Genomic DNA, 26189 nt, shown 5'->3' with positions numbered 1-26189 from the left:
TTCGGTGCCACAGTGCGTCCGAGCGGCGCGCATAATTGCTTATTCTTGCAATGAAATACAATAAGTGGCGCGAAATTTACTCCTGGCGCTGAATCTCAGGGTGGTTTTGTATCTTGCGTGAAAAGAAGGCAATGTCTAAGCTGCCTTCCCTGATCTGAACGCGCGGGTAATGAAAGGTAGGCGGGGGAAGGGGTTACGCCTGCTGGCTTTCCAGCAAGGCATCCTGACGGGTCTTGAGCCGGCCGACTTCGTCCAGATGTTTCCAGAGAAACTGAGCGGCTTCTTCACGCCGACCGGACTCGATCAAGTCGAGCAGGTGCAGGTGCTCCAGGCATTGCGTCATCAGGCGACTGCGGTCGACGTTGGCTTTGTAGCTCATGAAGCGTCTGAGCTGGTTTTGCCGGCGTATGGCATCTATGAAGAAGAGATTGCCCGAGCACTGCACGATCATTTCGTGAAACTGGGCGCCAATTTCGAACAGTTGGGCACGTGACAGCTGGTGAATTTCGCCGTCGAGCATGGCCTGCTGTTGCTCCCGGGCTTTGGCAAATGCGGCCTGGTTGACCTTGTAGCCTGGCTCGCGCAGTGCGGCCGGCTCGATGGCCATGCGGAAGCGGTAGCTCTGGATGTGGGTCTGGGCGTTGTGTACGAATTCGTTAAGGCTCCAGCCTTGCCCGGGCTTGCGCTCGACCATGGCTTCGCTGGCCAGCCGGTTGAGGACCTTGAGCAGTTGCCCGCGGGGCACGGAGTAGCGTCGCAGTAATTGGGCCTCAAAGAATTCGGCAGGGACTTCCCCGCTGAGGATGTCGTCCACCACGCGCAGGTAGAAGTCTTCGAATGGGTCGCAGGTGGGCGGTACAGTGGTTTCCTGGATCTGCCCGGCGTCCTGTTTCAGAAAGTAGCCGCGATTGGGCTCCTGCACCGCGATGTTCCACTCGGCGAGCAGGGCAAATACCCTGCGAATGGGGGAGCGGGAGACATCGAAGGCTTGGGCGAAGGTCTGCTCGCGCAATGGCTCGCCGGCCTTCATCGACCGGGCGCGGATCATCTCGATGACGCGAGGGGCCAACTGCAGGGCGAGATCTTTCTTTATCACAGGCTGTATTCCGAATGGTTATCTTCAGTCGATCCAGCAGATTCGGGTCGGACTGGGGGCAGGAAAATACCACACACGGATGGATCTATACGCATGCTCAAATTCAATGCTCATCTCGGCTTCCAGTTCAATGAACTGCCTTTTCTGCAGCGTATCGAAGCCGCTGCCGCCGCCGGATTTCGTGCGGTGGAATTCCCGTCGCCCTATGAATTCGATGCGAGTTTGTTGGCTGATCAGCTGGCGCAATATGGGTTGCCATTGGTCCAGTTCGCTGCGCCGGCTGGCGTTTCCAAGGGTATTGCCGCGGTGGCGGGCAAGGAGCCCGAGTTCCGTGACGGGTTACGCCAGGCCGTCAGCTATGCCCGCGCACTGGCGTGTGCGGATGTGCACCTGATGTCCGGGGTAACCCACGAGGATGGCGCCGACAAGGTGTATGCGAGCAACCTGGACTATGCCGTGAAGTATTTTGAAGACCAGGGGCTGCGGCCATTGATCGAGGTGATCTGCACGCAGGCAATGCCGGGGTATTACATGTCCGACTTCGGCAAGGCGCAGCGGGTGCTGGAGGCGCATCCCGGTATGGGGCTGATCCTTGATCTTTATCATGCACAGTTGCTGACCGGAAATGCTGCCGATGTGCTGGCGCAGTTCTTTGAGCGGACAGTGCATGTGCAGGTGGCCGACTGCCCGGGGCGGCATCAGCCGGGGACGGGGCAGATGGATGTTGCAGGGTTGCTGGCGGCGCTGGAGCAGCGCGGGTATGCAGGGTGGGTTGGATGTGAGTATCGGCCTACGGGTGCCACTGTAGATAGCCTTGGCTGGCTTGATCGGTACGTTTCCTGAAAATACGGCGTTCTGGCCCCTCGCATGCCCCGAAAAAAAATCCGATACCAGAGGACTGGCATCGGATTTTCGAAGAGCCCCGGCGTGGCGCCGGGGTTCTGTCTCAAGGCCGGATGATTCAGGCCTTGAAGGTCTTGCCTTCGAACTGTTCGGCAACGAAGGCCCAGTTGACCAGGTTCCAGAATGCCTCGACGTACTTGGGACGCAGGTTGCGGTAGTCGATGTAGTAGGCGTGTTCCCAGACGTCGCAGGTCAGCAGCGGGGTGTCGCCGCTGGTCAGCGGGCAGCCGGCGCCGATGGTGCTGGCCAGGGCCAGGGAACCGTCAGCCTTCTTCACCAGCCAGCCCCAGCCGGAACCGAAGGTGCCAACCGAGGTCTTGGTGAACTCTTCCTTGAACTTGTCGAAGGAACCGAAAGCGGCGTTGATGGCGTCAGCCAGGGCACCGGTCGGCTGGCCACCGGCGTTTGGTGCCAGGCAGTTCCAGTAGAAGGTGTGGTTCCAGACTTGAGCGGCGTTGTTGAAGATGCCGCCCGAAGAGGTCTTGACGATCTCTTCCAGGGTCTTGCCTTCGAATTCGGTGCCTGGGACCAGGTTGTTCAGGTTCACGACATAGGTGTTGTGGTGCTTGTCGTGGTGATACTCCAGGGTTTCCTTGGAGATGTGCGGCTGCAGGGCATCGTGGGCGTACGGCAGCGGCGGCAATTCAAAAGCCATGGTGGATCTCCTGATTCAGGTCTGTTTGCGGTTTGCGCAAGGCCGATCACGGGCGGCCCGATGAGCGTCGGCGAGTTTGTACTCTTTGCGACGCAAGGGCTGGATCATAGCACCGGGCCCGGCGCATAACCACGCAACAAAGATAGGGAATAGAGGTTCCAGAGCGGGTGGGGCGTGCCGACCGGTGGTGCTCGGCTTACCCCTTGTGGCGCCTGTGAGATCGAGCGNNGCGCTCGATCTCACAGGCGCTAAAAATGTTGTGACAAGCCCAGAGTCAGTTGAAGATCAACTGCGCCGCCACCGCGAACATCATCACCGCCACCATCAGGTCGAGCATGCGCCAGGTCGCTGGCCGGGCCAGCCACGGTGCCAGCCAGGCCGCGCCGATTGCCAGGGTCGAGAACCACAGCAGCGAGGCACTGGCGGCACCGGCCACGTAGGCACCAGGTGCGGTCTGCTGGGCACCCAGCGAGCCGATCAGCAACACCGTGTCGAGGTACACGTGCGGGTTCAGCAGGGTCACCGCCAGGGCACTGAGCAATACCGCGCGGCGTGAGCGTGCTCCCTGGCCTTGCTGATGCTGCAGGCTCTGCCTGGAGCAGGCGCTGCGCAAAGCCTTGGCGCCGTACCAGATCAGGAACACCGCGCCGCCCCAGCGGGCGATCGCCAGCAAGGTCGGGTTGTGCGCCAGCACCGTCGCCAGGCCGAACACCCCGGCGGCCACCAAAATGGCGTCACAAATGATGCACAGGGCCGCCACCGGCAGGTGATGCTCGCGGCGCAAGCTCTGGGCGAGGACGAAGGCGTTCTGTGCACCGATGGCCATGATCAGGCCGAAGGCCACGAGCATGCCGTTGAGATAGCTTTGCCACATGGCGTGCTCTCCAGAAATGAATTGCCGTAAAAGATGCTGGCCATTGTGATGAACTGCGCTGTATAAGAAAAACAAATAGAGCTGATCAGTCATTAGGGAAATCGATGTTCGACTACAAGCTGCTGGCCGCCCTCGCCGCGGTGATCGAACAGGGTGGTTTCGAACGCGCGGCGCAGGTGCTCGGGTTGTCGCAGTCGGCCATCTCCCAGCGCATCAAGCTGCTTGAGGCGCGGGTCGGCCAGCCGGTGCTGGTGCGAGCCACACCGCCAAGCCCGACCGAAGTCGGCCGCCAGTTGCTCAACCATGTGCAGCAGGTGCGCCTGCTTGAACGCGACCTGCAGCGCCAGGTGCCGGCGCTGGACGAGGAGGGCATGCCGGAGCGCCTGCGCATCGCCCTCAACGCCGACAGCCTGGCCACCTGGTGGGCCGGCGCAGTGGGCAATTTCTGCGCACAGCAGAACGTGCTGACCGACCTGGTGGTGGAGGACCAGGAAGTGGGCCTGAAACGCATGCGTGCGGGCGAAGTGGCGGCCTGCCTGTGTGGCAGCGAGCGGCCGGTGGCCGGGGCGCGCAGCCTGCCACTGGGCGCCATGCGCTACCGGGCGCTGGCCAGCCCCGGGTTCATGGCGCGGCATTTTCCGCAGGGCTTCGCTGCCAGCCGCCTGGCCCGTACCCCGGCGATCGTGTACGGCCCGGACGACTTCCTGCAACACCGCTACCTGGCATCGCTGGGCATCGCGGATGGCTTCCTGCACCACTTGTGCCCGTCGTCCGAAGGCTTCCTGCGCATGACCGAAGCCGGCCTGGGCTGGGGCCTGGTGCCCGAATTGCAGGCCCGCGAGCAACTGGCCAGCGGCCAGTTGGTGGAAATCTGCAGCGATACCCCCATCGATGTGCCGCTGTACTGGCATCATTGGCGCAATGGCGGGCAACTGCTCGCGCAACTGACCGACCACCTGCGGCACACCGCACGGCAATGGCTGGTGCCCTTGTAGCCACGGCTGGCGTCAGTTGCATCTGAAATCTGGCAAGACGGAGTCTTACATGCGAATTCTGGTCACCGGCGCGAGTGGCTTCATTGGCGGGCGCTTTGCGCGCTTTGCCCTGGAGCAGGGCCTGGACGTGCGGGTCAGCGGCCGTCGGGCCGAAGGGGTCGAGCACCTGGTCAAGCGCGGCGCCCAGTTCATCCCCGGCGACCTGGGTGATGCCGAGCTGGCCCGTCGCCTGTGCCAGGGCGTCGAGGCCGTGGTGCACTGCGCTGGCGCGGTGGGCAACTGGGGGCGCTACCAGGACTTCTACCAAGGCAATGTGGTGGTCACCGAAAACGTGGTCGAGGGCTGTTTGAAGGAGCACGTACGACGCCTGGTGCACCTGTCATCGCCATCGATCTACTTCAATGGCCGCTCGCGCCTGGATATCCGTGAAGACCAGGTGCCGCGCCGCTTCCACGACCACTATGGGCAGACCAAGTACATGGCCGAGCAGAAAGTGTTCGGTGCCCAGGAGTTCGGCCTTGAGGTGCTGGCGCTGCGTCCGCGCTTCGTCACCGGCGCCGGCGATGCCAGTATCTTCCCGCGGCTGATGCAGATGCAGCGCAAGGGGCGTGTGGCGATCATCGGCAACGGCCTGAACAAAGTCGATTTCACCAGCGTGCACAACCTCAACGAAGCGCTGCTCAGCGCCCTGCTCGCCGACGACCGGGCGCTGGGCCAGGCCTACAACATCAGCAACGGCCAGCCGTTGCCGCTATGGGACGTGGTCAACTACGTGATGCGCCAGATGCAGCTGCCGCAAGTTACCCGCTACCGCTCCTACGGCCTGGCCTACAGCCTGGCCGCGCTGAACGAGGCGGCCTGCATGTTGTGGCCTGGGCGCCCGCAACCGACCCTGTCGCGCCTGGGGATGCAGGTGATGAGCCGCGATTTCACCCTGGATATCAGCCGCGCCCGGCAGTACCTGGACTACCAGCCCAAGGTCAGCCTGTGGACGGCGCTGGATGAGTTCTGTGCCTGGTGGAAGCACCAGCCGCCGGGGCAGTGAAACCGCCGGGCCGACAATGGACATCAACACGCCGCGCTGGCGGTTTATACTCGTGCCTCTTTGCGACTACCGCGGTTGAATGTATCCATGCGTAACCATGCTCACGATGACTACGATGACGTGCCTACCCTGCGGGCCGGCACCCATGACGATGACGAACTGATGCCGGCGCACGTGGTGCGCAGCCGCCAGAAAGCCGCTCGCGGTGCCAGCACGGCACCGCTGTGGGCATTGCTCGGGGCCTCGTTCATCGCCTTGGCGGGCCTCGGCTGGTGGAGCTTCCAGCAGATCTCGCTGATGGAGCAGCAGCTGGTGGCGACCCAGGAAAGCTTTGCCCGCATCAGCGAAGAGGCGGCCGGGCGCCTGCAGGCGATCAGCGGCAAGGTGGCGGCCAGCGAGTCCGGCGCCACTACCAGCAGCGAGGCGCTGAAGCTGCAGCTGCGCCAGTTGCAGAAGGGGGTGGCCGGGCAGACCGGCGACCTGGGCAAGCGCCTGGAGCAAGTGCTGGCCGATACCCGTGAACAGCAGAAGGCCGTGACCGAGCTGCAAAGCCAGTTGCAGGCGCAGTTGAAGCTGGTGAATGGCGAACTGGCCGCGTTGCGCTCGGGTCAGGTCGATGGTGGCAAGCTGGATACCCAGTTCAAGGGCCTGAACGAACAGGTTGCTGCGCTGAAGGCCGCGCAGGTGGATGGCGCCAAGCTGGACGGGCAGCTCAAGAGCCTGGGCAGCGAAGTGGCGGCGCTGAAGAAGCAGGGTAACCCGAGCGCGGCCATCCAGGACCTGGAGCAGGACATCCTGGTGCTCAAGAGCCAGATCGACAACCGCCCGGCTGCGTCGTCGGCGGGTGGTGCTTCGGTGCAGGAGTTCGATGCGTTCCGGGCGCAGACGACCCGCAACCTGAATACCTTGCAGAGCCAGATCCAGAACCTGCAGCAGCAGATCAACGCCCGGCCCTGAGATTACCTGAGCCTTCTTCGCGGGCACGCCCGCTCCCACAGGGGCAGCACAATCTTCAAGCTTGTCGCTGTACCTGTGGGAGCGGGCGTGCCCGCGAATGGCCCTCAATCACAACCGCGGATAGTCGATATACCCCACCGCCCCCTTGCCATAGAAGGTCTCCGGCCGCGCCTCGTTCAGCGGCGCATCCGCCGCCAGCCGCGCCGGCAGGTCAGGGTTGGCGATGAACGGCACGCCAAACGCCACTGCATCGGCCTTGCCACTGGCCAGGGCCGCATTGGCGCTGGCCTTGTCAAACCGCTCATTGACGATGTACGGGCCACCGAACGCCTCTTTGATCAGCGGGCCGATGCTGTCATCGGCTTCCCGTTCCCGCGAGCAGATGAAGGCGATGCCCCGCTTGCCCAGCTCACGGGCCACGTAGGTAAAGGTTTCGGCACGGTCGGCATCGCCCATGTCATGGGCATCGGCACGCGGCGCCAGGTGCACGCCCACGCGGTTCGCGCCCCACACCTCGATGGCCGCATCGGTCACTTCCAGCAGCAGGCGCGCACGGTTTTCCAGCGAGCCGCCGTAGTGGTCGGTGCGCTGGTTGGTGCTGCTCTGCAGGAACTGGTCGAGCAAATAACCGTTGGCACCGTGGATCTCCACGCCATCGAAACCGGCAGCCTTGGCATTCTCGGCGCCGCTGCGGTAGGCCTCGACGATGTCGATGATTTCTTCGGTTTCCAGCGCGCGCGGGGTGGGGTAGTCGCTGAGCGGGCGCACCAGGCTTACATGGCCCTTGGGCTGGATCGCGCTGGGGGCCACCGGCAGTTCACCGTTCAGGTAGCTGGGGTGGGAGATGCGGCCAACGTGCCACAGCTGCAGGAAGATGCGCCCGCCAGCGGCATGCACGGCCTTGGTCACGTTGTTCCAGCCACGCACCTGCTCGTCGTTCCAGATACCGGGGGTATCCGGGTAGCCGACGCCCATGGCGCTGACCGAAGTCGCCTCGCTGAGAATCAGCCCGGCACTGGCGCGCTGCACGTAGTACTCGGCCATCAGCGCATTGGGCACGCGGCCTTCGTCGGCCCGGCAGCGGGTGAGCGGGGCCATGATGATGCGGTTGGGCAGTTGCAGGTCGCCCAGGGTGATCGGATCGAAAAGCGTGGTCATGACGGTTACCTGCCTGTTCAGAGTGCTTGGCGCAGTTGTTCGAGAAACGCCTGGATGGTGGTTTCGTTACGTTTGAAGAAGTGCCATTGGCCGATCTTCTGGCTGCTGATCAGCCCGGCGCGCTGCAGGGTGGCCAGGTGGGCGGAAACGGTCGACTGCGACAGGCCGCAGCGTTGGTCGATCTGCCCGGCACACACACCGTTCTCGGTGCTGTGGTACTGGTCGGGAAACTGCGTTGCCGGGTCCTTCAGCCAGCTGAGGATTTCTCGCCTGACCGGGTGGGCCAGCGCTTTTATGATTTCGTCGAGATCGAGAGGCATGGGTTGAGGCTCGTTGTAGCGGTATATCGCGATAGGGCGAAATGTAAATCGTGGTTTCCCGATATACAAATACCAAGAGGTTCTGAGCTGAGTGCGAATCGCTATATCGCGTTATAACGATATACTGGCCGGCGGTGTTAGACTGCGCTCATGAACTACCTCGCACACCTGCACCTCGGCGGCCCGGCGCCGCAACAACTGCTTGGCAGCCTGTATGGCGACTTCGTCAAGGGCTCGCTGGAAGGGCGCTTCCCACCTGCGCTGGAGGCGGCCATCCGGCTGCATCGGCATATCGACAGCTATACCGACCAGCACCCGTTGGTGCAGGCGGCACTGGCGCGCTTCCCACGGGAACGGCGGCGTTTTGCCGGCATTGTTCTGGATGTGTTTTTCGACCATTGCCTGGCGCGGCATTGGCGGGATTATGCCGAGCAACCGTTGGAGCAGTTCACCGGGGACTTTTATCGGGTGTTGCTGGCGGAGCCCGAGTTGCCGGGGCGGCTGGCGCGGATTGCGCCGTTCATGGCGGCGGATGACTGGCTGGGGGCGTATGGGGATTTTGCCACGCTGGAGCAGGTGTTCAACGGCATTGCCCGGCGCTTGTCGCGGCCGGAGGGGATGGTTGGGGTGATGGGGGAGCTGGAGCGGCTGTATGAGCCATTGCTGGCGGACTTCAGGGCGTTTTATCCGCAGTTGCAGGTGTTTGCAGCGGCTGGCCGGTTGTCTGGCTGTTAGTCCTGTGCCAGCTTCTTCGCGGGTGAACCCGCTCCCACAGGTACAGCGCTATCTTCGGGATCACACTATCCCTGTGGGAGCGGGTTTACCCGCGAAGAGGCCGGTACTGGCAGTGCAAGAATTCAGGCTGCCCGCGCCTGCCGCCGTGGCGCCAGCTCAACGTCTTCAACCCCGAACAACGCCAGGTGAATCGCCTGCTGCGCCTGCAACGCCAGCACCGCTCGCTCCTTGCCCACGCTGCCGATCGGCTGCAGCAGCTGAATGCAAACCTCCCCACGCGGCTGGGCGAACAGGCGCATCAGGTGCGACACCAGGTCATCATCACCAATGAACGGCGCAATCGGGTCGATCTGGCCAGCGCGCAGGTACTGGATGGCGACCGGCTGCACCGCCACGCCGCGGTCGATGGCGCCTGCCAGCAGGCGGCCATGGAAGGTGCGCAGGTTACGGCCGTTGGTGGTGGTGCCTTCCGGGAAGATCAGCAGCGGCCGGGCCAGGCCCAGTTGCCCGGCGATCTGTTCACGCAGGCGCTGGCTGTCGCCCCCGCCACGGCGGATGAACAGGGTGCCGGCCTTCTCCGCCAGCCAGCCGGCCACCGGCCAGTGGCGCACCTCGGCCTTGGACAGGAACGACAGCGGCAGCAGCATGCCGAGCAGGGGGATATCGGTCCAGGACACATGGTTGCTGACCCACAGCATCGGCCGCTGCGGCAGCTCGCCAACCACCCGCACATCGAAGGGCAGGGCCGCGACCAGGCGCTTCATGAACAGGCAGGTCCAGCGCTGGCGGCGCTCGATGGGCGCCTTGAACCCCAGGCGTTCGCCCAGGGCGATCACGCTGGCCATCAGCATGCCCTGCAGCAGTACCAGCAGCAGTCGAGTCAGGCGGGCCAGTACCCGCAGCTTCGGCATCAGACCGCTGCCTTGAAGTGGCGGGCGTAGCGCGGGCACAGCTCGTCGCGCTTGAGCAGGATGAACACGTCGGCCACCTGGAAGTCTTCGTCCCAGCATGGCTCGCCGCAAATCTTCGCGCCCAGGCGCATGTACGCCTTGAGCAGCGGTGGCATTTCGGCGATGACGTTGTGTGGCAGGGCCAGGTTGGGCAACGGGTTCTTTGGCTCGGCACGCAGGTGCTCGGTGCACAGGTAGCGGTCACGCAGGCGCTGCATCACCGCGTGGGCCTGTACCCCGCCATCTTGCATGGGGATGCTGGCGCAGCCCATCAGGTAGCTGTAGCGGCCTTCGTTGAGCACTTCGGCCAGTTCGCCCCAGAGCACGGCGATGGTGCCACCGTTGCGGTAGTCGGGGGCTACGCAGGTGCGGCCCAGCTCCAGGATCGGGCCCTGCAGCTGCAACAGGCCGTGCAGGCTGAATTCTTCTTCGCTATAGAAGCGGCCCAGGCTGCTGGCGGCCTGATGGTCGAGCAGGCGGGTGGTGGCAACCAGCTCGCCGGTACTCAGGTCGCGTACGCCAATGTGGCGGCAGTGCACGTCGTAGTCGTCCATGTCCAGGCCTTGCTCGGCACCTTTGAGCCTGGCCTTGAATTCGGCGCTGAACACTTTGTAGCGCAGGGCCTGGGCTTCTTGCAGGGCCGCGGCGCCAACCAGGCGTTCGGCTTGCAGACGGCGTTCGGTGCTGTTGTCGCCAGCGTGAGCGATCCGAGTCATTACGAGTCTCCATAAGCCAGCCATGAAGGGTTGCGGCCGGTCGGCTTTGTTGTGCAAAGTCAGCCTAGGTAGACGGGGTGTCACCCCTGTGAATCTTTGGTGATGCTTGCGTGACACCCCCTGAGTCTTAACAGAAAGCCCCTCAGCAAGGAGCCGACCGATGGCCTGGTTGCAACGACTCAACGACCCGCTTCGCCAAGGGTTGGCGGGCACCCTGGGCGAAACCTACGCAGTGCTGCTCGAGCGCCTTGGCCCGGTTGCCCCGTTCGAACTGGCGGTGCTCGGTGGGCGCGCAATGGCCACCCCGGGCCTGGCTTTCCTGGTCGGCTACCAGGCCGCCTTGCGCGTGCTGTGGCCCAGTGCCCCACCCAGCCTCGGTGCCCTGTGTGCCACCGAACGGCGCAGCGTGCGGCCGGCGGACATGCGCACGCGCCTGGACGGCTTGCGGCTGACCGGCAGCAAGGATTTCGTCACTGCGGGCCTGGAGGCGGAATGGCTGCTGGTGGCGGCGCGCAGCGAGGCGACGGGGGCGGCGCCGCAGTTGAACCTGGCGGTGGTCTACCCCGGGGAGCCAGGGGTGACGCTGGAAGCGCTGCCCACCCTGCCGCTGATGCCAGAGGTGGGCCATGGGCGGCTGGTGCTGGAGCAGGCTGCGTGCGAGTTGCTGGCCGGTGATGGTTGGGATGCCTATGTGAAGCCGTTCCGTTCGCTGGAGGACTTGTATGTGCTTACGGCGTTGACGGCCTGGCTGTATGGCGTTGGGCAGGAGTGCGCCTGGCCGCAGGCCCTGCGCCTGCAGTTGCTTGGGCTGCTGGCCGGGTGTGCCGAGGGTAGCCGGCAGTGTGCCGATAGCGTTGGCTGCCATTTGTTGCTGGGCGGGTTGTTTGCGCAGTTCCAGGCGCTGCGGGGGGAAATCGATGCCGCGTTGGCGGCGGGGGCGGCGCATTGGGCGCAGATCTGGCAGCGTGACCAAGGGGTGATGGCGCTGGCGGCGGCGGCGCGGGAGAAGCGGCTGAACAAGGCGTGGGCTGCTGCGGGATTGTCATGAATGCCTGGTAGGTTGGTGTGATCCGATGATTCCTGGGGCCGCTGTGCGGCCCTTCGCGGGCTTGCCCGCTCCCACAGGTATGTCGCTGACTCCATGAATGGTGCGATCCCTGTGGGAGCGGGCGGGCCCGCGAAGGGCTGCAAGGCAGCCCCAAATAACGCGAGCCTGTACTGGGATGCTGAAAGGTCTGCTGCTGTTTTTTTGTATGGCCATGGCCCCTGCCAAGGCTGAGGTCTGGCCTGACCCTGACTGGCACAACGACCCTGCCCCCCTCGACTGGCAAGCCGTCGACGCCTACGCCTTCCCCGCACGCACCACTGCCGAACGCAGCGGCATCCGCACCGACGCGCTGCTGATCATCCGCGACGGGCGCATCCTCCACGAACGCTACGCCCCCCCGACCAGCGCCGCCACCGCCCACCTCACCTGGTCGATCAGCAAGAGCGTGCTTGCCACGCTGCTGGGGGTAGCCCAGGGCGAAGGCCGCTTCCAGCTGCAGGACCCGGTCACCCGCTTCTACCCGGCCATGCAGGCCCATCCTGGCGTGCGCATGGCCGACCTGCTGCATTGGGCCAGCGGCCTGGACTGGCAGGAGGACTACGAGTACGCCCCGCTCAAGTCATCAGTGGTTGCCATGCTGTATACCCGTGGCCGCGAGGACATGGCGGCCTATACGGCAGCGCGGGACACGGTGGCCAGCCCGGGCCAGCGGTTTCTCTACTCCAGTGGCGACAGCAACCTGCTGGCCGCCGCGCTGCGCGGCATGCTCGATGCCAGTCAGTACCCCGACTACCCCTGGCATGCGCTGTTCACCCCGTTAGGGATCGACAGCGCGGTATGGGAGCGTGACAGGGCGGGTACCTACGTGGGCTCGTCCTACCTGTACCTCAGCGCTCGCGACCTGGCACGCATCGGCCTGCTGATGCAGCGTGAGGGGCGCTGGCAGGATCGGCAATTGCTGCCCAGGCCCTGGGTGGCCTTCAACCGCACGCCGTTCGCCGCGGCCGAAGCAGTGCCCGGCGAGGCCAACCCCGGCGGACACTGGTGGCTCAACCAGCCGCTGGCCGGCGCTGCACGGCCTTGGCCGAGTGCGCCTGCCGACACCTACGCAGCCCTTGGCCACTGGGGCCAGGCGCTGTACGTGCTGCCCGCGCAAAAGCTGGTGATCGTGCGATACGCCGATGACCGCGACGGCAGCTACCAGCACGACGAGATGCTCAGGCGAATACTGGTGGCGCTGGCCGGGAAGGGGGCATGAAGCGGGTAGTACTGCTGGTATTGCTGGGGCTGGTGTACTGGGCCTGGCACGAGCGCCAGGCCCTGGCGGACTTCCCCGGTATCCTTTCGGCCTACTCGGCCAAGGAATACTGCTCGTGCCGCTTCGTCATGGGTTTCGAACCGGCGTATTGCCAAGGCTACGTGAAGCAATGGCTGCCGCTGAGCCTGCTGGAGGAAAACAGCCAACAGCGGCAGGTCACCGCCGAAGGCCTGGGCCGACGCAATCAGGCCGCCTGGCAAGGCCCGCGCGAGGGCTGCCGCTTGCTGCCATGAAGGCGGGCGGGTAAGGTTGGCGGTCTGGTTTCACGAGATCTGTCATGTTCAAGCTGCCCCGCCTGCTGCCCGCCTTGTTGCTGGCTTTTTGCCTGCCCGCCCACGCCAACTGGCACCTCGATGGCGAGTCTTCGCGCCTTTCGTTCATTACCGGCAAGAACGGTAACACCGCCGAAGTGCACCGCTTTCTGGTGCTGCATGGCACGGTCGACCGCAAGGGCGTTGCCGGGCTGAGTATCGAGATGGACTCGGTGAGCAGTGGCGTTCCGCTGCGTGACGAACGCATGCGCGAGGACCTGTTCGAGGTCGAGCGTTTTGCCGAAGCCAAGGTGCAGGCGCAACTGGACCTGCGGCCGATCAACGACCTGGCCAACGGTGCCCAGATCGAGCTGCGCCTGCCGCTGACGGTGACTCTGCATGGCCAGTCGCACAGCTACAACGCTTTGCTGCTGGCCACCCGCCTGGACGAGCGACGCTTCCAGGTGGTGACCCTTGAGCCCCTGGTGCTGCGCGCCGAGGATTTCGGCCTGCTGCCCGGGCTGCAACGCCTGCGCAAGTTCGCCGGGCTCACGTCCATCAACCCGTCGGTGCCGGTTAGCGCGGTGCTGATCTTCACCGCCCGCTGACATGCCGGGGCCGGTCTTCCCCTGGCGGGATGGCAACCAGTTCGAACTGCTGATCGACGGCCCCGAGTTCTTTCCGCGCATGCTCCTGGCGATCATGCGCGCCGAAATCCAGGTCGACCTGGAGCTGTACCTGGTCGAGGCCGGTGACTGCGCGGATGCGGTGGTCGAAGCGTTGGAGCAGGCCGCCCGACGCGGCGTGCGGGTGCGCTGCCTGTTCGACGACTATGGCTCGCTGGCTTTCAACAGCAAGCTGCGTCAGCGCCTGCTGGACGCGGGTGTGTACCTGCGCTGGTACAACCGCCTGCGCTGGAAGCGCGGCCTGCGCAACCTGTACCGCGATCACCGCAAGCTGCTGCTGGTGGATGAGCGCTGGGCCGTGGTGGGCGGCACGGGCGTCACCGACGAGTTCTGGACGCCGGGCGAGGCGACCAGTGAGTGGCACGAGGTGATGGTGCAGATGCAGGGGCCTGTGGTGAACGACTGGCAGTTGCTGTTCGACCGCCAGTGGCACGCCAACAACCGTCGCACCGCCTGGCGCCCCGCCGAGGGCTTTGGCCTGCCGCGCCTGCCCAAGGTGCCTGCGCAGGGGCAGGGCATGGGCCGGGTAGCCTATGCCGACGCCCGCCAGCACCAGGACATCCTGCATTCGCTGGTGCGGGCGATCAACAGCGGCAAGCAGCGAGTGTGGCTGGCCACACCTTACTTCCTGCCGACCTGGAGCGTGCGCCGCTCGCTGCGACGGGCTGCCGGCAAGGGGGTCGATGTGCGGCTGCTGCTGACCGGTCCGCGCACTGATCACCCCTCGGTACGTTACGCCGGGCACCGCTATTACCCCCGTTTGCTGCGCGCCGGGGTGCGCATCTACGAGTATCAACCGTGTTTCCTGCACCTGAAGATGGTTTTGATCGACGACTGGGTCAGTATCGGCTCATGCAATTTCGATCACTGGAACCTGCGCTTCAACCTCGAGGCCAATATCGAGGCCCTCGACCCGCCGCTGACGGCGGCCGTGCAGGCCAGCTTCGAGCGTGATTTTGCCTTGAGCGAGGTGGTCGACCTCGGGCAGTGGCATGCCCGGCCGCTATGGCGCCGGGTGAAGCAGCGGTTGTGGGGTTGGCTGGACCGGTTGGTGGTCAACTTGCTCGACCGTCGCGACTGAGACCGGCTATCGTGCAGTGACTTCTCAAGGCAATCGAAGGAGTGGGTGCGATGACGGCGAAGAAAATTCTCATGCTGGTTGGTGACTACGTCGAAGACTACGAGGTCATGGTGCCGTTCCAGGCGCTGAGCATGGTCGGGCACACGGTGCATGCGGTATGCCCGGAAAAGGTCGCGGGGCAGACGGTGCGTACCGCGATTCATGATTTTGAGGGCGAACAGACCTACAGCGAAAAGCCGGGGCACAACTTTGCCTTGAATTATGACTTTGTGCGGGTGCGGGCCGAGAGTTACGACGCGTTGTTGATCCCGGGTGGCCGTGCGCCAGAGTACCTGCGTCTGGATGAAAAGGTGCTGGAGCTGGTGCGTGCGTTCGACCAGGCCGGCAAGCCGATCGCGGCGGTATGCCATGGTGCCCAGTTGCTGGCAGCGGCCGGTGTGCTGGAAGGGCGTGAATGCAGTGCGTACCCGGCGTGTGCGCCGGAAGTGCGCCTGGCGGGTGGGACATTCATCGATATCGCGGTGGACCAGGCGCATGTGGACGGCAACCTGGTGACGGCACCGGCATGGCCGGCGCATCCGGCGTGGCTGGCTGCCTTCCTCAAGGTGCTTGGTACCCGTATAGCCTGACAGGGCCTCTTCGCGGGCATGCCCGCTCCCACATGTACCTCACTGCTCTGAAGTCGTGTGGGATCCTTGTGGGAGCGGGCGTGCCCGCGAAGAGGCCAGTACAGGCAATCCCCCCTGATCAGGCCACCTGCTCGACCCAGTCATTGAGGTTGTAGTAGTTGGTCACCCGGGCAATCTTCCCACAGTGGATATAGAAGAACGCCCCTGCCGGCAGCACATAGGTCTGCCCGTTGGCCGCCGGCAACCCTTCGTCATCGGCCAGATATTCCCCATGCACGGTGAACTCCGCCGCCGCGCGGCTGCCGTCGGCGTTCTGCATCACCACGATATCGGCCAGGCGCTCGCGGTAGCAGCGGTTCATCTTGTCCATGAACGCTGCAAACCGGGCCTTGCCCATCTGCCGCTCGCCCTGGTTGATGTCGTGGATCACATCCTCGCTGAGCAGGGCGAGAAAGGCGGGCATGTCTCCAGCGTTGAAGGCGGCGTAGTAAGCATTTACCAGTTCGGTAGCGGTCATGGAACAATACCTGTCGTGGAGGGAAAAGGCGGGTCGTTGCTCCGGATGATAGGGTTTCCCCTCAAGCCCGGCTTAGCCGAGCGCGTCATCCACATCGACAAAACGACCGCCAAGCATGGAAATACGCCTGTTGCACGGCGCCGCTATCGCGCCTTACATCGATGACCTCGCTCGCCTGCGCCTTACCGTGTTCCGCGAGTTTCCCTACCTTTATGACGGCACCCCGGAGTACGAGGCCGAGTACCTGGCCACCTATGCGCGCTCCGGGCGCAGCCTGGTGGTGCTGGCGCTGGACGACGGCAAGGTGGTCGGCGCCTCCACCGGCCTGCCGCTGGTGGATGTCGCCCCCGAGTTCCAGCAGCCGTTCCTGGCCCAGGGGCGTGACCCGGCCAGCGTGTACTACTTCGGTGAATCGGTAGTACTGCCCGAATACCGTGGCCAGGGCCTGGGGGTGCGCTTTTTCATCGAGCGCGAGTCCTACGCGCACAAGCTGGCCGAGTTCGATTACTGCGCGTTCTGCGCGGTCGAGCGGCCAGGGGTGCATCCGCGGCGGCCAGTGGACTACAAGCCGTTGCACGGCTTCTGGCGGAACCGCGGCTTCCTGCACGACCCGTCGCTGCGCACCAGCTACGCCTGGCGTGACCTGGACGAGCAGGAAAGCTCCGACAAGCTGATGTCGTTCTGGCTCAAGGAACTGCCGATATGATCCGTCTGGCTGCCTGCCAGTACGCCATCGAGCTGCATGAAACCTGGGACGCCTACGCCGACCACCTGCAAGGCCTGTGCGCCGAGGCGGTGGAGGCGGGGGCCCGCCTGCTGCTGTTGCCGGAGTACGCCGGGCTGGTGCTGAGCGGGCAGCTGAGTGCCGAGCAGCGGGGTGACCTGAAGGCTTCCATCGCCGGCATCCAGCCGCTGATCGAGCCATGGAAGGCGCTGTGCGAGAGCCTTGCCAGGCGCTGGGGGATCTACCTGCAACCGGGCAGCGTACCGGTGCTGGACAGTGATGGGCGCTACCGCAACCGTGCCTGGCTGTTCGGCCCCAAGGGTGTAATGGGCTACCAGGACAAGCTGATGATGACCCGCTTCGAGCGGGAGCAGTGGGACATAGCTGCGGGCCAGGGGCTGCAGGTGTTTGAAACCGAACTGGGGCGCATGGGGATCCTGATCTGCTACGACAACGAATTCCCGATGCTGGCCCGGCGCCTGGCCGAGGCTGGTGCCGACCTGATCCTGGCGCCGAGCTGTACCGACACCGAGGCCGGTTACCACCGGGTGCGCATTGGCGCGCAGGCGCGGGCGTTGGAGAACCAGCTTGCGGTGTTGCAGAGCCCTACGGTCGGGCTGGCGCCCTGGTCGCCGGCGCTGGACGAGAATATCGGCCGGGCAGGGTTGTTCGTACCGCCGGATCACGGGATGCCGGGGGATGGGGTGGTGGCCTTGAGTGAAGAATTGAGCCCTGTCACTAGTCAGTGGCTGGTCTGTGAGGTGGATCTGGAGGAAGTACGGCGGGTGAGGCGGGAAGGGCAGGTTTTTACCCGCAGGGACTGGCCGGAGCAGTTCGAACGAATTGTGTAGAACAGGGGCGGCCTCTTCGCGGGTGAACCCGCTCCCACAGGTAGCGCGTAGCCCCAGGCTTGCGCTGTCCCTGTGGGAGCGGGTTTACCCGCGAAGAAGGCGACACGGTTACATCAGGCTTACTTCACTTCGACTGCCAGGCTCTGGGCAATCTTGCTCTGCCACAGGGCAGGGCCAGTGATGTGTACCGACTCACCGTTGCTGTCCACGGCGACGGTCACCGGCATGTCCTTGACCTCGAACTCGTAGATCGCTTCCATGCCCAGTTCGGCGAAGGCCAGGACCTTCGACTTGCGGATGGCCTGGGCCACCAGGTAGGCAGCGCCGCCGACGGCCATCAGGTACACGGCCTTGTTGTCCTTGATCGCTTCGATGGCGGCAGGGCCGCGCTCGGACTTGCCGATCATGCCCAGCAGGCCGGTCTGTTCGAGGATCTGGCGGGTGAACTTGTCCATGCGGGTAGCGGTGGTCGGGCCGGCTGGGCCTACCACTTCGTCACCGACCGGGTCGACCGGGCCGACGTAGTAGATGAAGCGGCCTTTCAGGTCCACCGGCAGCTCTTCGCCGCGGTTGAGCATTTCGACCATGCGCTTGTGCGCGGCATCGCGGCCGGTCAGCATCTTGCCGTTGAGCAGGATGGTTTCGCCCGGCTTCCAGCTGGCGACTTCTTCCGGGGTGATGGCGTCGAGGTTGACGCGACGGGCGCTCGGGCCGGCTTCCCAGACGATTTCCGGGTAGGCGTCCAGCGACGGCGCTTCCAGCTCGGCCGGGCCGGAGCCATCGAGCACGAAGTGGGCGTGGCGGGTGGCGGCGCAGTTGGGGATCATGCACACCGGCAGCGAAGCGGCGTGGGTCGGGTAGTCCATGATCTTGACGTCGAGCACGGTGGTCAGGCCACCCAGGCCCTGGGCGCCGATGCCCAGCTGGTTGACCTTCTCGAACAGCTCCAGGCGGATTTCTTCCAGGCGGTTCTGCGGGCCACGGGCTTTCAGTTCGTGGATGTCGATGGACTCCATCAACACTTCCTTGGCCATCACCGCGGCCTTCTCGGCGGTACCGCCGATGCCGATGCCGAGCATGCCAGGCGGGCACCAGCCAGCGCCCATGGTCGGGACGGTCTTCAGTACCCAGTCGACGATCGAGTCGGACGGGTTGAGCATGGCCATCTTCGACTTGTTCTCCGAGCCGCCGCCCTTAGCCGCGACATCGACCTCGACCTTGTCGCCGGGGACGATGGAGTAGTGGATCACTGCCGGGGTGTTGTCCTTGGTGTTCTTGCGGGCACCGGCCGGGTCGGCCAGGATCGAAGCGCGCAGGACGTTTTCAGGCAGGTTGTAGGCGCGACGCACACCTTCGTTGATCATGTCGTCGACGCTCAGGGTGGCGCCGTCCCAACGCACGTCCATGCCCACGCGCACGAACACGGTGACAATACCGGTGTCCTGGCAGATCGGGCGGTGGCCGGTGGCGCACATGCGCGAGTTGATCAGGATCTGGGCGATGGAATCGCGCGCAGCAGGCGACTCTTCACGCAGATAGGCCTCGTGCATGGCCTGGATGAAATCGACGGGGTGGTAGTACGAGATGAATTGCAGGGCATCGGCGACGCTCTGAATCAGGTCGTCTTGCTTGATCACGGTCATGCAGCGCGCTCCTCTTAAAGACGGGAACATTCATATAGACGCTCGACGGTGCCGACCAGCGTGTCGAAACGCCTTGCAAAGGCGCGCCGGCAGCATGGCCGACGCAAAAGGGCGCGGCAGTATAGCGTGCCTCTCCGTCTGAAACACCTGCGAGTGGTCTGGACCATGGTCGGCAGGGGGCAGGCATTGTTCTTGCTGCCTTGCTGTAGAGATAGGATGCTGGGAGGGGGCCGCAACGCGGCCCCGGAAACCCAAGAGCTGGAAGAGATAGCTGAACATGCCCGAACTTTGCGTGGGCGAGCGCCGCTGGGCGGTGCCGGCCGGCAGCAACCTGCTCGATGCCTTGAACGAGGCCGGGCTGAATGTGCCTTACAGCTGCCGCGCCGGCAGCTGCCATGCCTGCCTGGTGCACTGCCTGGCCGGGCAACCGCTGGATGCGCTGCCCGAGGCCATGGCGCTGGACAAGCATGCCTTGGGCTGGCGTCTGGCTTGCCAGTGCCGTGTGGTCGAGGACCTGCATGTAGCGTTGTTCGACCCGCAACAGGATGGTGTGCCGGCTCAGGTCTGTGCCCTGGACTGGTTCGGCGATGTGTTGCGCGTGCGGCTGCGGCCCGAGCGGGCACTGCGTTACCAGGCGGGGCAGCATGTGGTGTTGTGGAAGGGTTCGGTAGCGCGGCCGTATTCCCTGGCCAGCCTGCCGGGGGAAGATGACTTTCTGGAGTTTCACATCGATTGCCAGCGCCCAGGTGCTTTTTGCGACAAGGTCCGTGGCCTGCAGGTGGGTGATGTGCTGCGCCTGGGTGAATTCAGGGGCGGGGCTTTGCATTACGACCCGGACTGGCAGGATCGGCCGCTCTGGCTGCTGGCTGCCGGAACGGGGCTTGCTCCGCTGTGGGGCATCTTGCGCGAGGCAGTACGGCAGGGGCACCGTGGCGAGATTCGGGTACTGCATGTGGCGCGGGACAGCACCGGGCATTACTTGGCAGAGCCGTTGCGGGAAATGGCGAATGTGAATGTCGAGTTGGTACTGGTGGAGCAGTTGGATGAAGCGTTGGCCGGGTTGCGGCCTTCAACGCGGCAGACGGTGGCGCTGGTGTGCGGGGCACCGGGGAGTGTCGAGCGGTTTGCCCGACGGCTGTTCATTGCCGGGGTGCCGCGGGGGCAGGTGTTTGCTGATGTGTTTGTCGAGCATGCCTGAGGCATTTGTGTTGATCGTGCCGGCCCATTCGCGGGCACGCCCGCTCCCACAGGTACAGCGCTAGCCTCAGGCTTGTTGCTAACCCTGTGGGAGCGGGCGTGCCCGCGAACGGGGCCATGGCGCGGCCCCTTGGCGGGATCAACCGACCAGCGGATCACCGACATGCAGGATCTTCATGCCATTGGTGCCACCGATGGTGTGGTAGCTGTCACCTTTGGTCAGGATCACCCAGTCACCTTGCTCCACCAGGCCACGCTTGAGCAGTTCGTCGACCGCTGCCTGGCTCACCTTGTCGGCCGGCAGCGAGGCCGGGTCGAAGGCGATCGGGTACACGCCGCGGAACATCGAGGCACGCGCCTGGGTAGCACGGTGCGGCGACAGGGCGAAGATCGGCACGTGCGAACGCAGGCGCGACATGATCAGCGGGGTGTAGCCACTCTCGGTCAGCGCGATGATCGCCTTCACGCCCGGGAAGTGGTTGGCGGTGTACATGGCCGCCAGGGCGATGCTCTCGTCGCAGCGCTCGAAGGTGGTGTGCAGGCGGTGGCTGGACTTCTGGCTGGTCGGGTGCTTTTCGGCACCCAGGCAGATGCGGGCCATGGCCTGGACGGCTTCGATCGGGTAGGCACCGGCGGCACTTTCAGCCGACAGCATTACCGCGTCGGTGTTGTCCAGCACGGCGTTGGCCACGTCGGACACTTCGGCGCGGGTCGGCATCGGGTTCTGGATCATCGACTCCATCATCTGGGTCGCCACGATCACCGCCTTGTTGTTGCGGCGGGCGTGCTGGATGATCTTCTTCTGGATGGCGATCAGCTCGGCGTCGCCGATTTCCACGCCCAGGTCGCCACGGGCAACCATCACGGCGTCGGAGGCGGCAATCAGCTTGTCGAGGGTCTCGTCGTCGGCAACGGCTTCGGCGCGCTCGATCTTGGCCACCAGCCAGGCGCTGCCGCCGGCTTCGTCACGCAGCTTGCGCGCGTATTCCATGTCGCTGGCGTCACGCGGGAAGGACACGGCCAGGTAGTCCAGGTCCATTTCCGCGGCCAGCTTGATGTCGGCCTTGTCTTTTTCGGTCAGGGCCGGCGCGGTCAGGCCGCCACCTTTACGGTTGATGCCTTTGTGGTCCGACAGCGGGCCACCGATGATCACCACGCAGTGCAGGGCGTCTGCGGTGGCGGTCTCGACGCGCATGACCACGCGGCCATCGTCGAGCAGCAATTCGTCACCAACGCCGCAGTCCTTGACCAGGTCCGGGTAGTCGATACCGACGATGTCCTGGTTGCCTTCGGTCAGCGGGTGGGCGGTGGAGAAGGTGAACTTGTCACCGATCTTCAGTTCGATGCGCTTGTTGGCGAACTTGGCGATGCGGATCTTCGGACCCTGCAGGTCGCCCAGCAGTGCAACATGGCGGCCGTTCTTGGCGGCGATGTCTCGGATCAGGCGCGCGCGGGCCTTGTGCTCGTCCGGAGTGCCGTGGGAGAAGTTCAGGCGTGCCACGTCCAGGCCGGCGAGGATCAGCTGTTCGATCACTTCCGGCGAGTTGCTGGCGGGGCCAAGGGTGGCGACGATTTTGGTACGGCGGATGCTCATGCACAGACTCCTATAGTGAAGCGCAGCGAAAGGCTACTCCTCAATTGCGCTGTAGTCATTGTTCCGTTGCACTACCTGCGACCAAGGCAGGGTGGCATTTGAACGGGCAGGGTATCCTTGCAAAAGGGTGTGAAGATTTGCCGGCAAAGGCCGATACACTGGCATCAAAGGAGACCCCCATGCGAGCCCTGATCGTTTTAGTCTTGGCGGCCAGCGCCGTCGGCTGCACCCGCTGGTCCATGGACCACCACCTGAACAACGCCTACCGCGCCTACGACCGTGGCGATTGCGCACGGGTCATGCTCGAGCTGTCGCAGGTCGACCGCACCAGCCGTGCGCGCCCGTTCATCCACCCCGAAGTGTCACTGCTGCGCGGCCAGTGCCTGGAGCGCCAGGCGTTGTACGTGGATGCCGCGCAAACCTACCAGTACCTGATCCAGCAGTACCCGGGCAATGAGTATGCCTATCGCGCCCAGGCACGCCTGCAGACCCTGGAGAAACTCGGCCATTTGCGCGGCGCCGAAGCCGCCGTGGCCCACCCGGTGAGTGCCGCACCTTGGCGTTAACACCAAGGTGTGATTTATTTCACGGGATTTGCCGCGCGCGCTGCGCTAATCTGTAACTCAGCTGTTACAACAACCGCCAGTTCCTCGTATTCCTGGCATCGGATACGGACTGCACTTGCGATCATGTTCAACAAGCGCCACATCGAACGCCATCAGCTGCCTTGTGTTCTCAAGGTGTTCAACCGCTTTACCGGTCAGTCGATCGGCCAGCTGGGCAACGCCTCCGAAGACGGGCTGATGCTGATCAGCCAGCTACCTGTACTGGTAGGGCCCGACTATGAGCTGCAATTGCGCCTGCCGCTGGTCGGCGGCGGGCATCAGTTCGTCAACCTCACCGCCAGCTGCCTGTGGTGCCGCGAAGACCAGACGCCCGGCCACTACGATTCGGGCTTCATGCTGCTGCAGGCGCCCCGCGAGTACGACGAATTCGTCCGCTCGTTGCGTGACTATTTCAGTTTCCGCCCTGCCAACGCTTCCGTCTGAGCCCCGCGCTCTGGCTCGCTGGAGTCGTGCCGGAATCGCGCTAGAATCGGGTCGACCTCGATACAGGACGACCCCGTGACCTCCAGCATTTTCTGGCACGACTACGAAACCACCGGCATCAATCCGCGCTGTGACCGGCCGCTGCAGGTGGCCGGCGTGCGCACCGACTTCGACCTCAACGAAATCGACGAGCCGATCAGCCTTTATTGCCGGCCCTCCGACGATATCCTGCCGCACCCGGCCGCCTGCCTGGTGACCGGCATCACCCCGCAACTGCTGGCCGAGCAGGGCTTGTGCGAAGCCGAGTTCATGACCCGGGTGCACGCGCAACTGGCGCTCCCAGGTACCTGCGGCGCCGGCTACAACACCCTGCGCTTCGACGACGAAGTGACCCGCTACAGCCTGTACCGCAACTTTTTCGACCCTTATGCCCGAGAATGGCAGGGCGGCAATAGCCGCTGGGACCTGATCGACATCGTACGCACGGCCTATGCATTGCGCCCGGACGGCATCGAGTGGCCACAACAGGATGGGCGCACCAGCCTGCGTCTGGAACTGCTGAGCAAGGCCAATGGCATCGACCATGGGCATGCCCACGAAGCGCTTTCCGACGTGCGGGCAACCATCGCCCTGGCCCGCCTGATCCGGCAGAAACAGCCCAAGTTGTATGAGTGGCTGTTCCAGTTGCGCAGTAAGCATAAAGTGATGGAGCAGGTCCGTTTGTTGCAGCCACTGGTGCATATATCCGGGCGCTTTTCGGCGGCACGTAATTACCTTGGTGTCATATTGCCATTAGCCTGGCACCCGCGTAATCGCAATGCACTGATTGTGTGCGACCTGCATCAGGAAACCCTACCGTTACTACGGGAAAGTGCTGAAGTTCTACGCCAGCGTTTGTATACCCGCCATGAAGAACTGGCCGAGGGTGAATTACCCGTGCCGCTCAAACTGGTGCAGATCAATCGCTGCCCGGTACTGGCGCCACTCTCGGTATTGCGCCCGGCCGATCAACAACGGTTGGGCCTGGACTTGACGTTGTTACAATTGCGCGGCGAAGCATTGGCCAAGCAACAGGCGCAATGGCAAGACAAGCTGGAACACATCTACGGCAAGGAAGACTTCACCCCGAGTGAAGACCCGGAACAACAGTTGTATGACGGTTTTCTGGGGGACCGTGACCGCCGCTTATGCGAGCAAGTTCGTGCACTGGAACCGGCGCAGTTGGGCCGCGGGCACTGGATGTTCGATGATCCGCGCCTGCCTGAACTGTTGTTCCGCTATCGGGCGCGCAACTTCCCGGAGACCTTGACCGGCGAAGAGCGGCAACGCTGGTTCAGCTTCTGCCAGCAACGCCTGAGTGACCCGCAGTGGGGGGCGCCGAATACGCTGGGCGACTTCGAACGGGCGCGGCAGCAGGCCTGGGAAGGCGCCGACGAGGCGGGGCGGCGTGTGCTGGAGGCCTGGCAGGTGCATGCCCGGCAATTGCAGGCACAGTTTGCAGTTGGCTGAGCGCTGAAAAAAACGCGGACAAACAAAAACGCCGGCAATGTGCCGGCGTTTTCGTTGCGATAAGCAAAAGGCGTATGCGGACTATCAGTCCAGCAGGGTTGCCCAGCTTTCAACCACATCGCCACCCCACTTGGCTTTCCACTCTTTCAGGGTCTTGTGGTTGCCGCCTTTGGTTTCGATCACTTCATTGTTGTGCGGGTTCTTGTATTGCTTGACCTTGCGCGCACGCTTGGTGGCGGTAGTCTTGACCGCACCACGAGGGGCTTTGCTCAGTTTCGAATCTGGGTCGAGCAGGGCAATCACGTCGCGCAGCGACTTGGAGTACTCGCCCATCAGGGTGCGCAGTTTGCCTTCGAACTCCAGTTCTTTCTTCAGCTTGTCATCCTGCGACAGGTTGGCCAGGCGGGCCTGAAGTTCCTTGATGGCTTCTTCGGTAGCGCGGTACTCGTTGATCAGGGACATGGAGTGTTCCTTAATGCGTTTCAGAAATGTGTGGGGCAATAATAGACAGGCGATACTCGCAAGTAAACATATTGTTGGGCAATTAACTGTTAATTAAGCTGTGACAACATATCTCTGCGTGAACAAAAATTTACAATTAACCCGGCATTTCGTCATGTCTGTCAGAGAGTGACGGCGGTGCATCTCGACAGCTACACAGGCTACGGCCGCTGCGATCAATACTGCGTTTTTCCTGGCGGGCCGCTAGAATGATCGCCTTTGCGAAGTTCTGGAGTCTCATTCATGCGCACCTATCGTCTGGTGATCGCCTGCCCCGACCGTGTTGGCATCGTGGCGAAAGTCAGTAATTTCCTGGCCTTGTACAATGGCTGGATCAACGAAGCCAGCCACCACTCCGATGAGCAGAGCGGTTGGTTCTTCATGCGCCATGAAATCCGCGCCGAATCGCTGCCGTTCGGTATCGAAGCCTTCCGCGAGGCGTTTGCGCCGATCGCCGAAGAGTTCTCCATGACCTGGCGCATTACCGACTCGGCGCAGAAAAAGCGCGTGGTGCTGATGGCCAGCCGCGAGTCGCACTGCCTGGCCGACCTGCTGCACCGCTGGCACACCGATGAGCTGGACTGCGAGATCCCCTGCGTGATTTCCAACCACAACGACCTGCGCAGCATGGTCGAGTGGCACGGTATTCCGTTCTTCCATGTACCGGTCGACCCCAAGGACAAGGCCCCGGCCTTTGCCGAAGTGTCGCGCCTGGTGCAGGAGCACGCTGCCGATGTGGTGGTGCTGGCCCGCTACATGCAGATCCTGCCGCCGCAACTGTGCCAGGACTATGCTGAAAAGGTGATCAACATCCACCACAGCTTCCTGCCGTCGTTCGTCGGCGCCAAGCCGTATCACCAGGCCGCCCTGCGTGGTGTGAAGCTGATCGGCGCGACTTGCCACTACGTCACCGAAGAGCTGGACGCCGGCCCGATCATCGAGCAGGACGTGGTGCGTGTCAGCCATGCCGACAGCATCGACGACATGGTCCGCTTTGGCCGTGATGTGGAGAAGATGGTGCTGGCCCGTGGCCTGCGTTACCACCTGGAAGACCGGGTGCTGGTGCATGGCAACAAGACTGTGGTGTTTGACTGACAGAGTCGGGTTGTCGGTGAGATCCTGGGGCTGCTGCGCAGCCCTTTCGCGACGCAAGGCCGCTCCCACAAAGTGAGGTGCGCCCCATTTGT

The 26189-nt window shown here is 63.8% G+C and carries 29 protein-coding genes; 18 read left to right on the top strand and 11 right to left on the bottom strand.

Annotated elements, in window-relative coordinates:
- Positions 1–193: 193 nt before the first annotated feature.
- Entirely contained in the window at positions 194–1096 is a 903-nt protein-coding gene (locus M2S36_RS08290) for a GntR family transcriptional regulator (protein WP_015271681.1), read from the bottom strand.
- Between the two features lie 93 nt (positions 1097–1189).
- On the opposite strand from M2S36_RS08290, the gene M2S36_RS08285 reads away from it, so the two are divergent.
- Positions 1190–1939 (top strand): hydroxypyruvate isomerase family protein, encoded by a 750-nt coding sequence (locus tag M2S36_RS08285; RefSeq protein ID WP_054573318.1) that lies wholly within the window; start codon positions 1190–1192, stop codon positions 1937–1939.
- Positions 1940–2057: 118 nt separating this feature from the next.
- Here the strand turns inward: M2S36_RS08285 and M2S36_RS08280 are convergent, their stop codons facing one another.
- On the bottom strand, positions 2058–2654 hold the full coding sequence (locus M2S36_RS08280) for a superoxide dismutase (RefSeq protein ID WP_039612983.1): 597 nt from the start codon (positions 2652–2654) through the stop codon (positions 2058–2060).
- 274 nt (positions 2655–2928) lie between these two features.
- A complete protein-coding gene (locus tag M2S36_RS08275) occupies positions 2929–3528 on the bottom strand; it encodes a LysE/ArgO family amino acid transporter (RefSeq protein WP_207834591.1) in 600 nt (199 codons plus the stop codon).
- A gap of 104 nt (positions 3529–3632) precedes the next feature.
- On the opposite strand from M2S36_RS08275, the gene M2S36_RS08270 reads away from it, so the two are divergent.
- The 3 genes from M2S36_RS08270 to M2S36_RS08260 all read left to right on the top strand — a co-directional run bounded on the left by M2S36_RS08270 (position 3633) and on the right by M2S36_RS08260 (position 6525).
- Positions 3633–4523 (top strand): LysR family transcriptional regulator ArgP, encoded by an 891-nt coding sequence (locus M2S36_RS08270; protein WP_207834594.1) that lies wholly within the window; start codon positions 3633–3635, stop codon positions 4521–4523.
- A 49-nt stretch (positions 4524–4572) separates the two neighbouring features.
- Positions 4573–5568 (top strand): NAD-dependent epimerase/dehydratase family protein, encoded by a 996-nt coding sequence (locus M2S36_RS08265; RefSeq protein ID WP_207834596.1) that lies wholly within the window; start codon positions 4573–4575, stop codon positions 5566–5568.
- A gap of 87 nt (positions 5569–5655) precedes the next feature.
- Entirely contained in the window at positions 5656–6525 is an 870-nt protein-coding gene (locus M2S36_RS08260; protein ID WP_207834598.1) for an ATPase, read from the top strand.
- 108 nt (positions 6526–6633) lie between these two features.
- Here the strand turns inward: M2S36_RS08260 and M2S36_RS08255 are convergent, their stop codons facing one another.
- Positions 6634–7683, bottom strand: coding sequence for an alkene reductase (locus M2S36_RS08255; RefSeq protein WP_207834600.1), 1050 nt, complete (start codon positions 7681–7683; stop codon positions 6634–6636).
- Positions 7684–7700: 17 nt separating this feature from the next.
- A complete protein-coding gene (locus M2S36_RS08250; RefSeq protein ID WP_063913266.1) occupies positions 7701–8003 on the bottom strand; it encodes an ArsR/SmtB family transcription factor in 303 nt (100 codons plus the stop codon).
- Between the two features lie 150 nt (positions 8004–8153).
- Here M2S36_RS08250 and M2S36_RS08245 point away from each other — a divergent pair, with 150 nt between their 5' ends.
- Entirely contained in the window at positions 8154–8738 is a 585-nt protein-coding gene (locus M2S36_RS08245; protein ID WP_207834602.1) for an acyl carrier protein phosphodiesterase, read from the top strand.
- A gap of 122 nt (positions 8739–8860) precedes the next feature.
- On the opposite strand, the gene M2S36_RS08240 is transcribed toward M2S36_RS08245, so the two are convergent.
- Both M2S36_RS08240 and olsB read right to left on the bottom strand, forming a co-directional pair.
- Positions 8861–9649, bottom strand: coding sequence for a lysophospholipid acyltransferase family protein (locus M2S36_RS08240; RefSeq protein ID WP_207834604.1), 789 nt, complete (start codon positions 9647–9649; stop codon positions 8861–8863).
- The gene (olsB, locus tag M2S36_RS08235) at positions 9649–10404 is read right to left on the bottom strand and encodes an L-ornithine N(alpha)-acyltransferase (protein ID WP_207834606.1); all 756 of its coding nucleotides are present in this window, start codon (positions 10402–10404) and stop codon (positions 9649–9651) included. Before olsB ends, M2S36_RS08240 begins: the two co-directional genes overlap by 1 nt.
- Positions 10405–10564: 160 nt before the next feature.
- On the opposite strand from olsB, the gene M2S36_RS08230 reads away from it, so the two are divergent.
- The 6 genes from M2S36_RS08230 to M2S36_RS08205 all read left to right on the top strand — a co-directional run bounded on the left by M2S36_RS08230 (position 10565) and on the right by M2S36_RS08205 (position 15417).
- Entirely contained in the window at positions 10565–11452 is an 888-nt protein-coding gene (locus M2S36_RS08230) for an acyl-CoA dehydrogenase family protein (protein ID WP_241105971.1), read from the top strand.
- A gap of 175 nt (positions 11453–11627) precedes the next feature.
- Entirely contained in the window at positions 11628–12710 is a 1083-nt protein-coding gene (locus M2S36_RS08225) for a serine hydrolase domain-containing protein (protein ID WP_207834610.1), read from the top strand.
- The gene (locus M2S36_RS08220) at positions 12707–13003 is read left to right on the top strand and encodes a hypothetical protein (protein WP_063913260.1); all 297 of its coding nucleotides are present in this window, start codon (positions 12707–12709) and stop codon (positions 13001–13003) included. The genes M2S36_RS08225 and M2S36_RS08220 overlap by 4 nt, the downstream gene beginning before the upstream one ends.
- Before the next feature lie 44 nt (positions 13004–13047).
- On the top strand, positions 13048–13629 hold the full coding sequence (locus M2S36_RS08215; RefSeq protein WP_207834612.1) for a YceI family protein: 582 nt from the start codon (positions 13048–13050) through the stop codon (positions 13627–13629).
- Position 13630: 1 nt separating this feature from the next.
- Positions 13631–14788 (top strand): phospholipase D-like domain-containing protein, encoded by a 1158-nt coding sequence (locus M2S36_RS08210; RefSeq protein WP_207834614.1) that lies wholly within the window; start codon positions 13631–13633, stop codon positions 14786–14788.
- 50 nt (positions 14789–14838) lie between these two features.
- Entirely contained in the window at positions 14839–15417 is a 579-nt protein-coding gene (locus tag M2S36_RS08205; RefSeq protein WP_233687045.1) for a DJ-1/PfpI family protein, read from the top strand.
- A gap of 118 nt (positions 15418–15535) precedes the next feature.
- Here the strand turns inward: M2S36_RS08205 and M2S36_RS08200 are convergent, their stop codons facing one another.
- On the bottom strand, positions 15536–15934 hold the full coding sequence (locus M2S36_RS08200) for a nuclear transport factor 2 family protein (protein WP_025340507.1): 399 nt from the start codon (positions 15932–15934) through the stop codon (positions 15536–15538).
- Positions 15935–16049: 115 nt separating this feature from the next.
- Between M2S36_RS08200 and M2S36_RS08195 the strand changes: the two genes are divergently transcribed.
- Positions 16050–16640, top strand: coding sequence for a GNAT family N-acetyltransferase (locus M2S36_RS08195; RefSeq protein WP_063913256.1), 591 nt, complete (start codon positions 16050–16052; stop codon positions 16638–16640).
- Positions 16637–17509: a carbon-nitrogen hydrolase family protein gene (locus tag M2S36_RS08190; RefSeq protein ID WP_207834616.1), complete on the top strand. Its 873-nt coding sequence runs from the start codon at positions 16637–16639 to the stop codon at positions 17507–17509. Before M2S36_RS08195 ends, M2S36_RS08190 begins: the two co-directional genes overlap by 4 nt.
- A gap of 119 nt (positions 17510–17628) precedes the next feature.
- Here the strand turns inward: M2S36_RS08190 and M2S36_RS08185 are convergent, their stop codons facing one another.
- Positions 17629–19152 (bottom strand): fumarate hydratase, encoded by a 1524-nt coding sequence (locus M2S36_RS08185; RefSeq protein ID WP_025340505.1) that lies wholly within the window; start codon positions 19150–19152, stop codon positions 17629–17631.
- 277 nt (positions 19153–19429) lie between these two features.
- Here M2S36_RS08185 and M2S36_RS08180 point away from each other — a divergent pair, with 277 nt between their 5' ends.
- Positions 19430–20350, top strand: coding sequence for an iron-sulfur-binding ferredoxin reductase (locus M2S36_RS08180; RefSeq protein ID WP_233694144.1), 921 nt, complete (start codon positions 19430–19432; stop codon positions 20348–20350).
- Between the two features lie 138 nt (positions 20351–20488).
- Here the strand turns inward: M2S36_RS08180 and pyk are convergent, their stop codons facing one another.
- On the bottom strand, positions 20489–21943 hold the full coding sequence (pyk, locus tag M2S36_RS08175) for a pyruvate kinase (protein ID WP_063913252.1): 1455 nt from the start codon (positions 21941–21943) through the stop codon (positions 20489–20491).
- A gap of 179 nt (positions 21944–22122) precedes the next feature.
- On the opposite strand from pyk, the gene M2S36_RS08170 reads away from it, so the two are divergent.
- The 3 genes from M2S36_RS08170 to sbcB all read left to right on the top strand — a co-directional run bounded on the left by M2S36_RS08170 (position 22123) and on the right by sbcB (position 24501).
- A complete protein-coding gene (locus M2S36_RS08170) occupies positions 22123–22509 on the top strand; it encodes a tetratricopeptide repeat protein (protein ID WP_207834621.1) in 387 nt (128 codons plus the stop codon).
- 123 nt (positions 22510–22632) lie between these two features.
- Complete coding sequence (locus M2S36_RS08165; RefSeq protein ID WP_207834632.1) at positions 22633–22992, top strand: PilZ domain-containing protein; 360 nt, start codon at positions 22633–22635, stop codon at positions 22990–22992.
- 75 nt (positions 22993–23067) lie between these two features.
- Positions 23068–24501 (top strand): exodeoxyribonuclease I, encoded by a 1434-nt coding sequence (sbcB, locus tag M2S36_RS08160; protein WP_233694145.1) that lies wholly within the window; start codon positions 23068–23070, stop codon positions 24499–24501.
- An 84-nt stretch (positions 24502–24585) separates the two neighbouring features.
- On the opposite strand, the gene mvaT is transcribed toward sbcB, so the two are convergent.
- Entirely contained in the window at positions 24586–24963 is a 378-nt protein-coding gene (mvaT, locus tag M2S36_RS08155) for a histone-like nucleoid-structuring protein MvaT (RefSeq protein ID WP_063913248.1), read from the bottom strand.
- Positions 24964–25245: 282 nt separating this feature from the next.
- On the opposite strand from mvaT, the gene purU reads away from it, so the two are divergent.
- Positions 25246–26097, top strand: a complete 852-nt coding sequence (gene purU / locus M2S36_RS08150; protein WP_023662871.1) for a formyltetrahydrofolate deformylase — start codon at positions 25246–25248, stop codon at positions 26095–26097.
- The last annotated feature ends 92 nt before the right edge of the window (positions 26098–26189 follow it).

This window comes from Pseudomonas sp. SF2 (assembly GCF_036858055.1).
Taxonomy (GTDB): Bacteria; Pseudomonadota; Gammaproteobacteria; order Pseudomonadales; family Pseudomonadaceae; genus Aquipseudomonas.
This window is presented reverse-complemented; position numbering and strand designations above follow the sequence as displayed.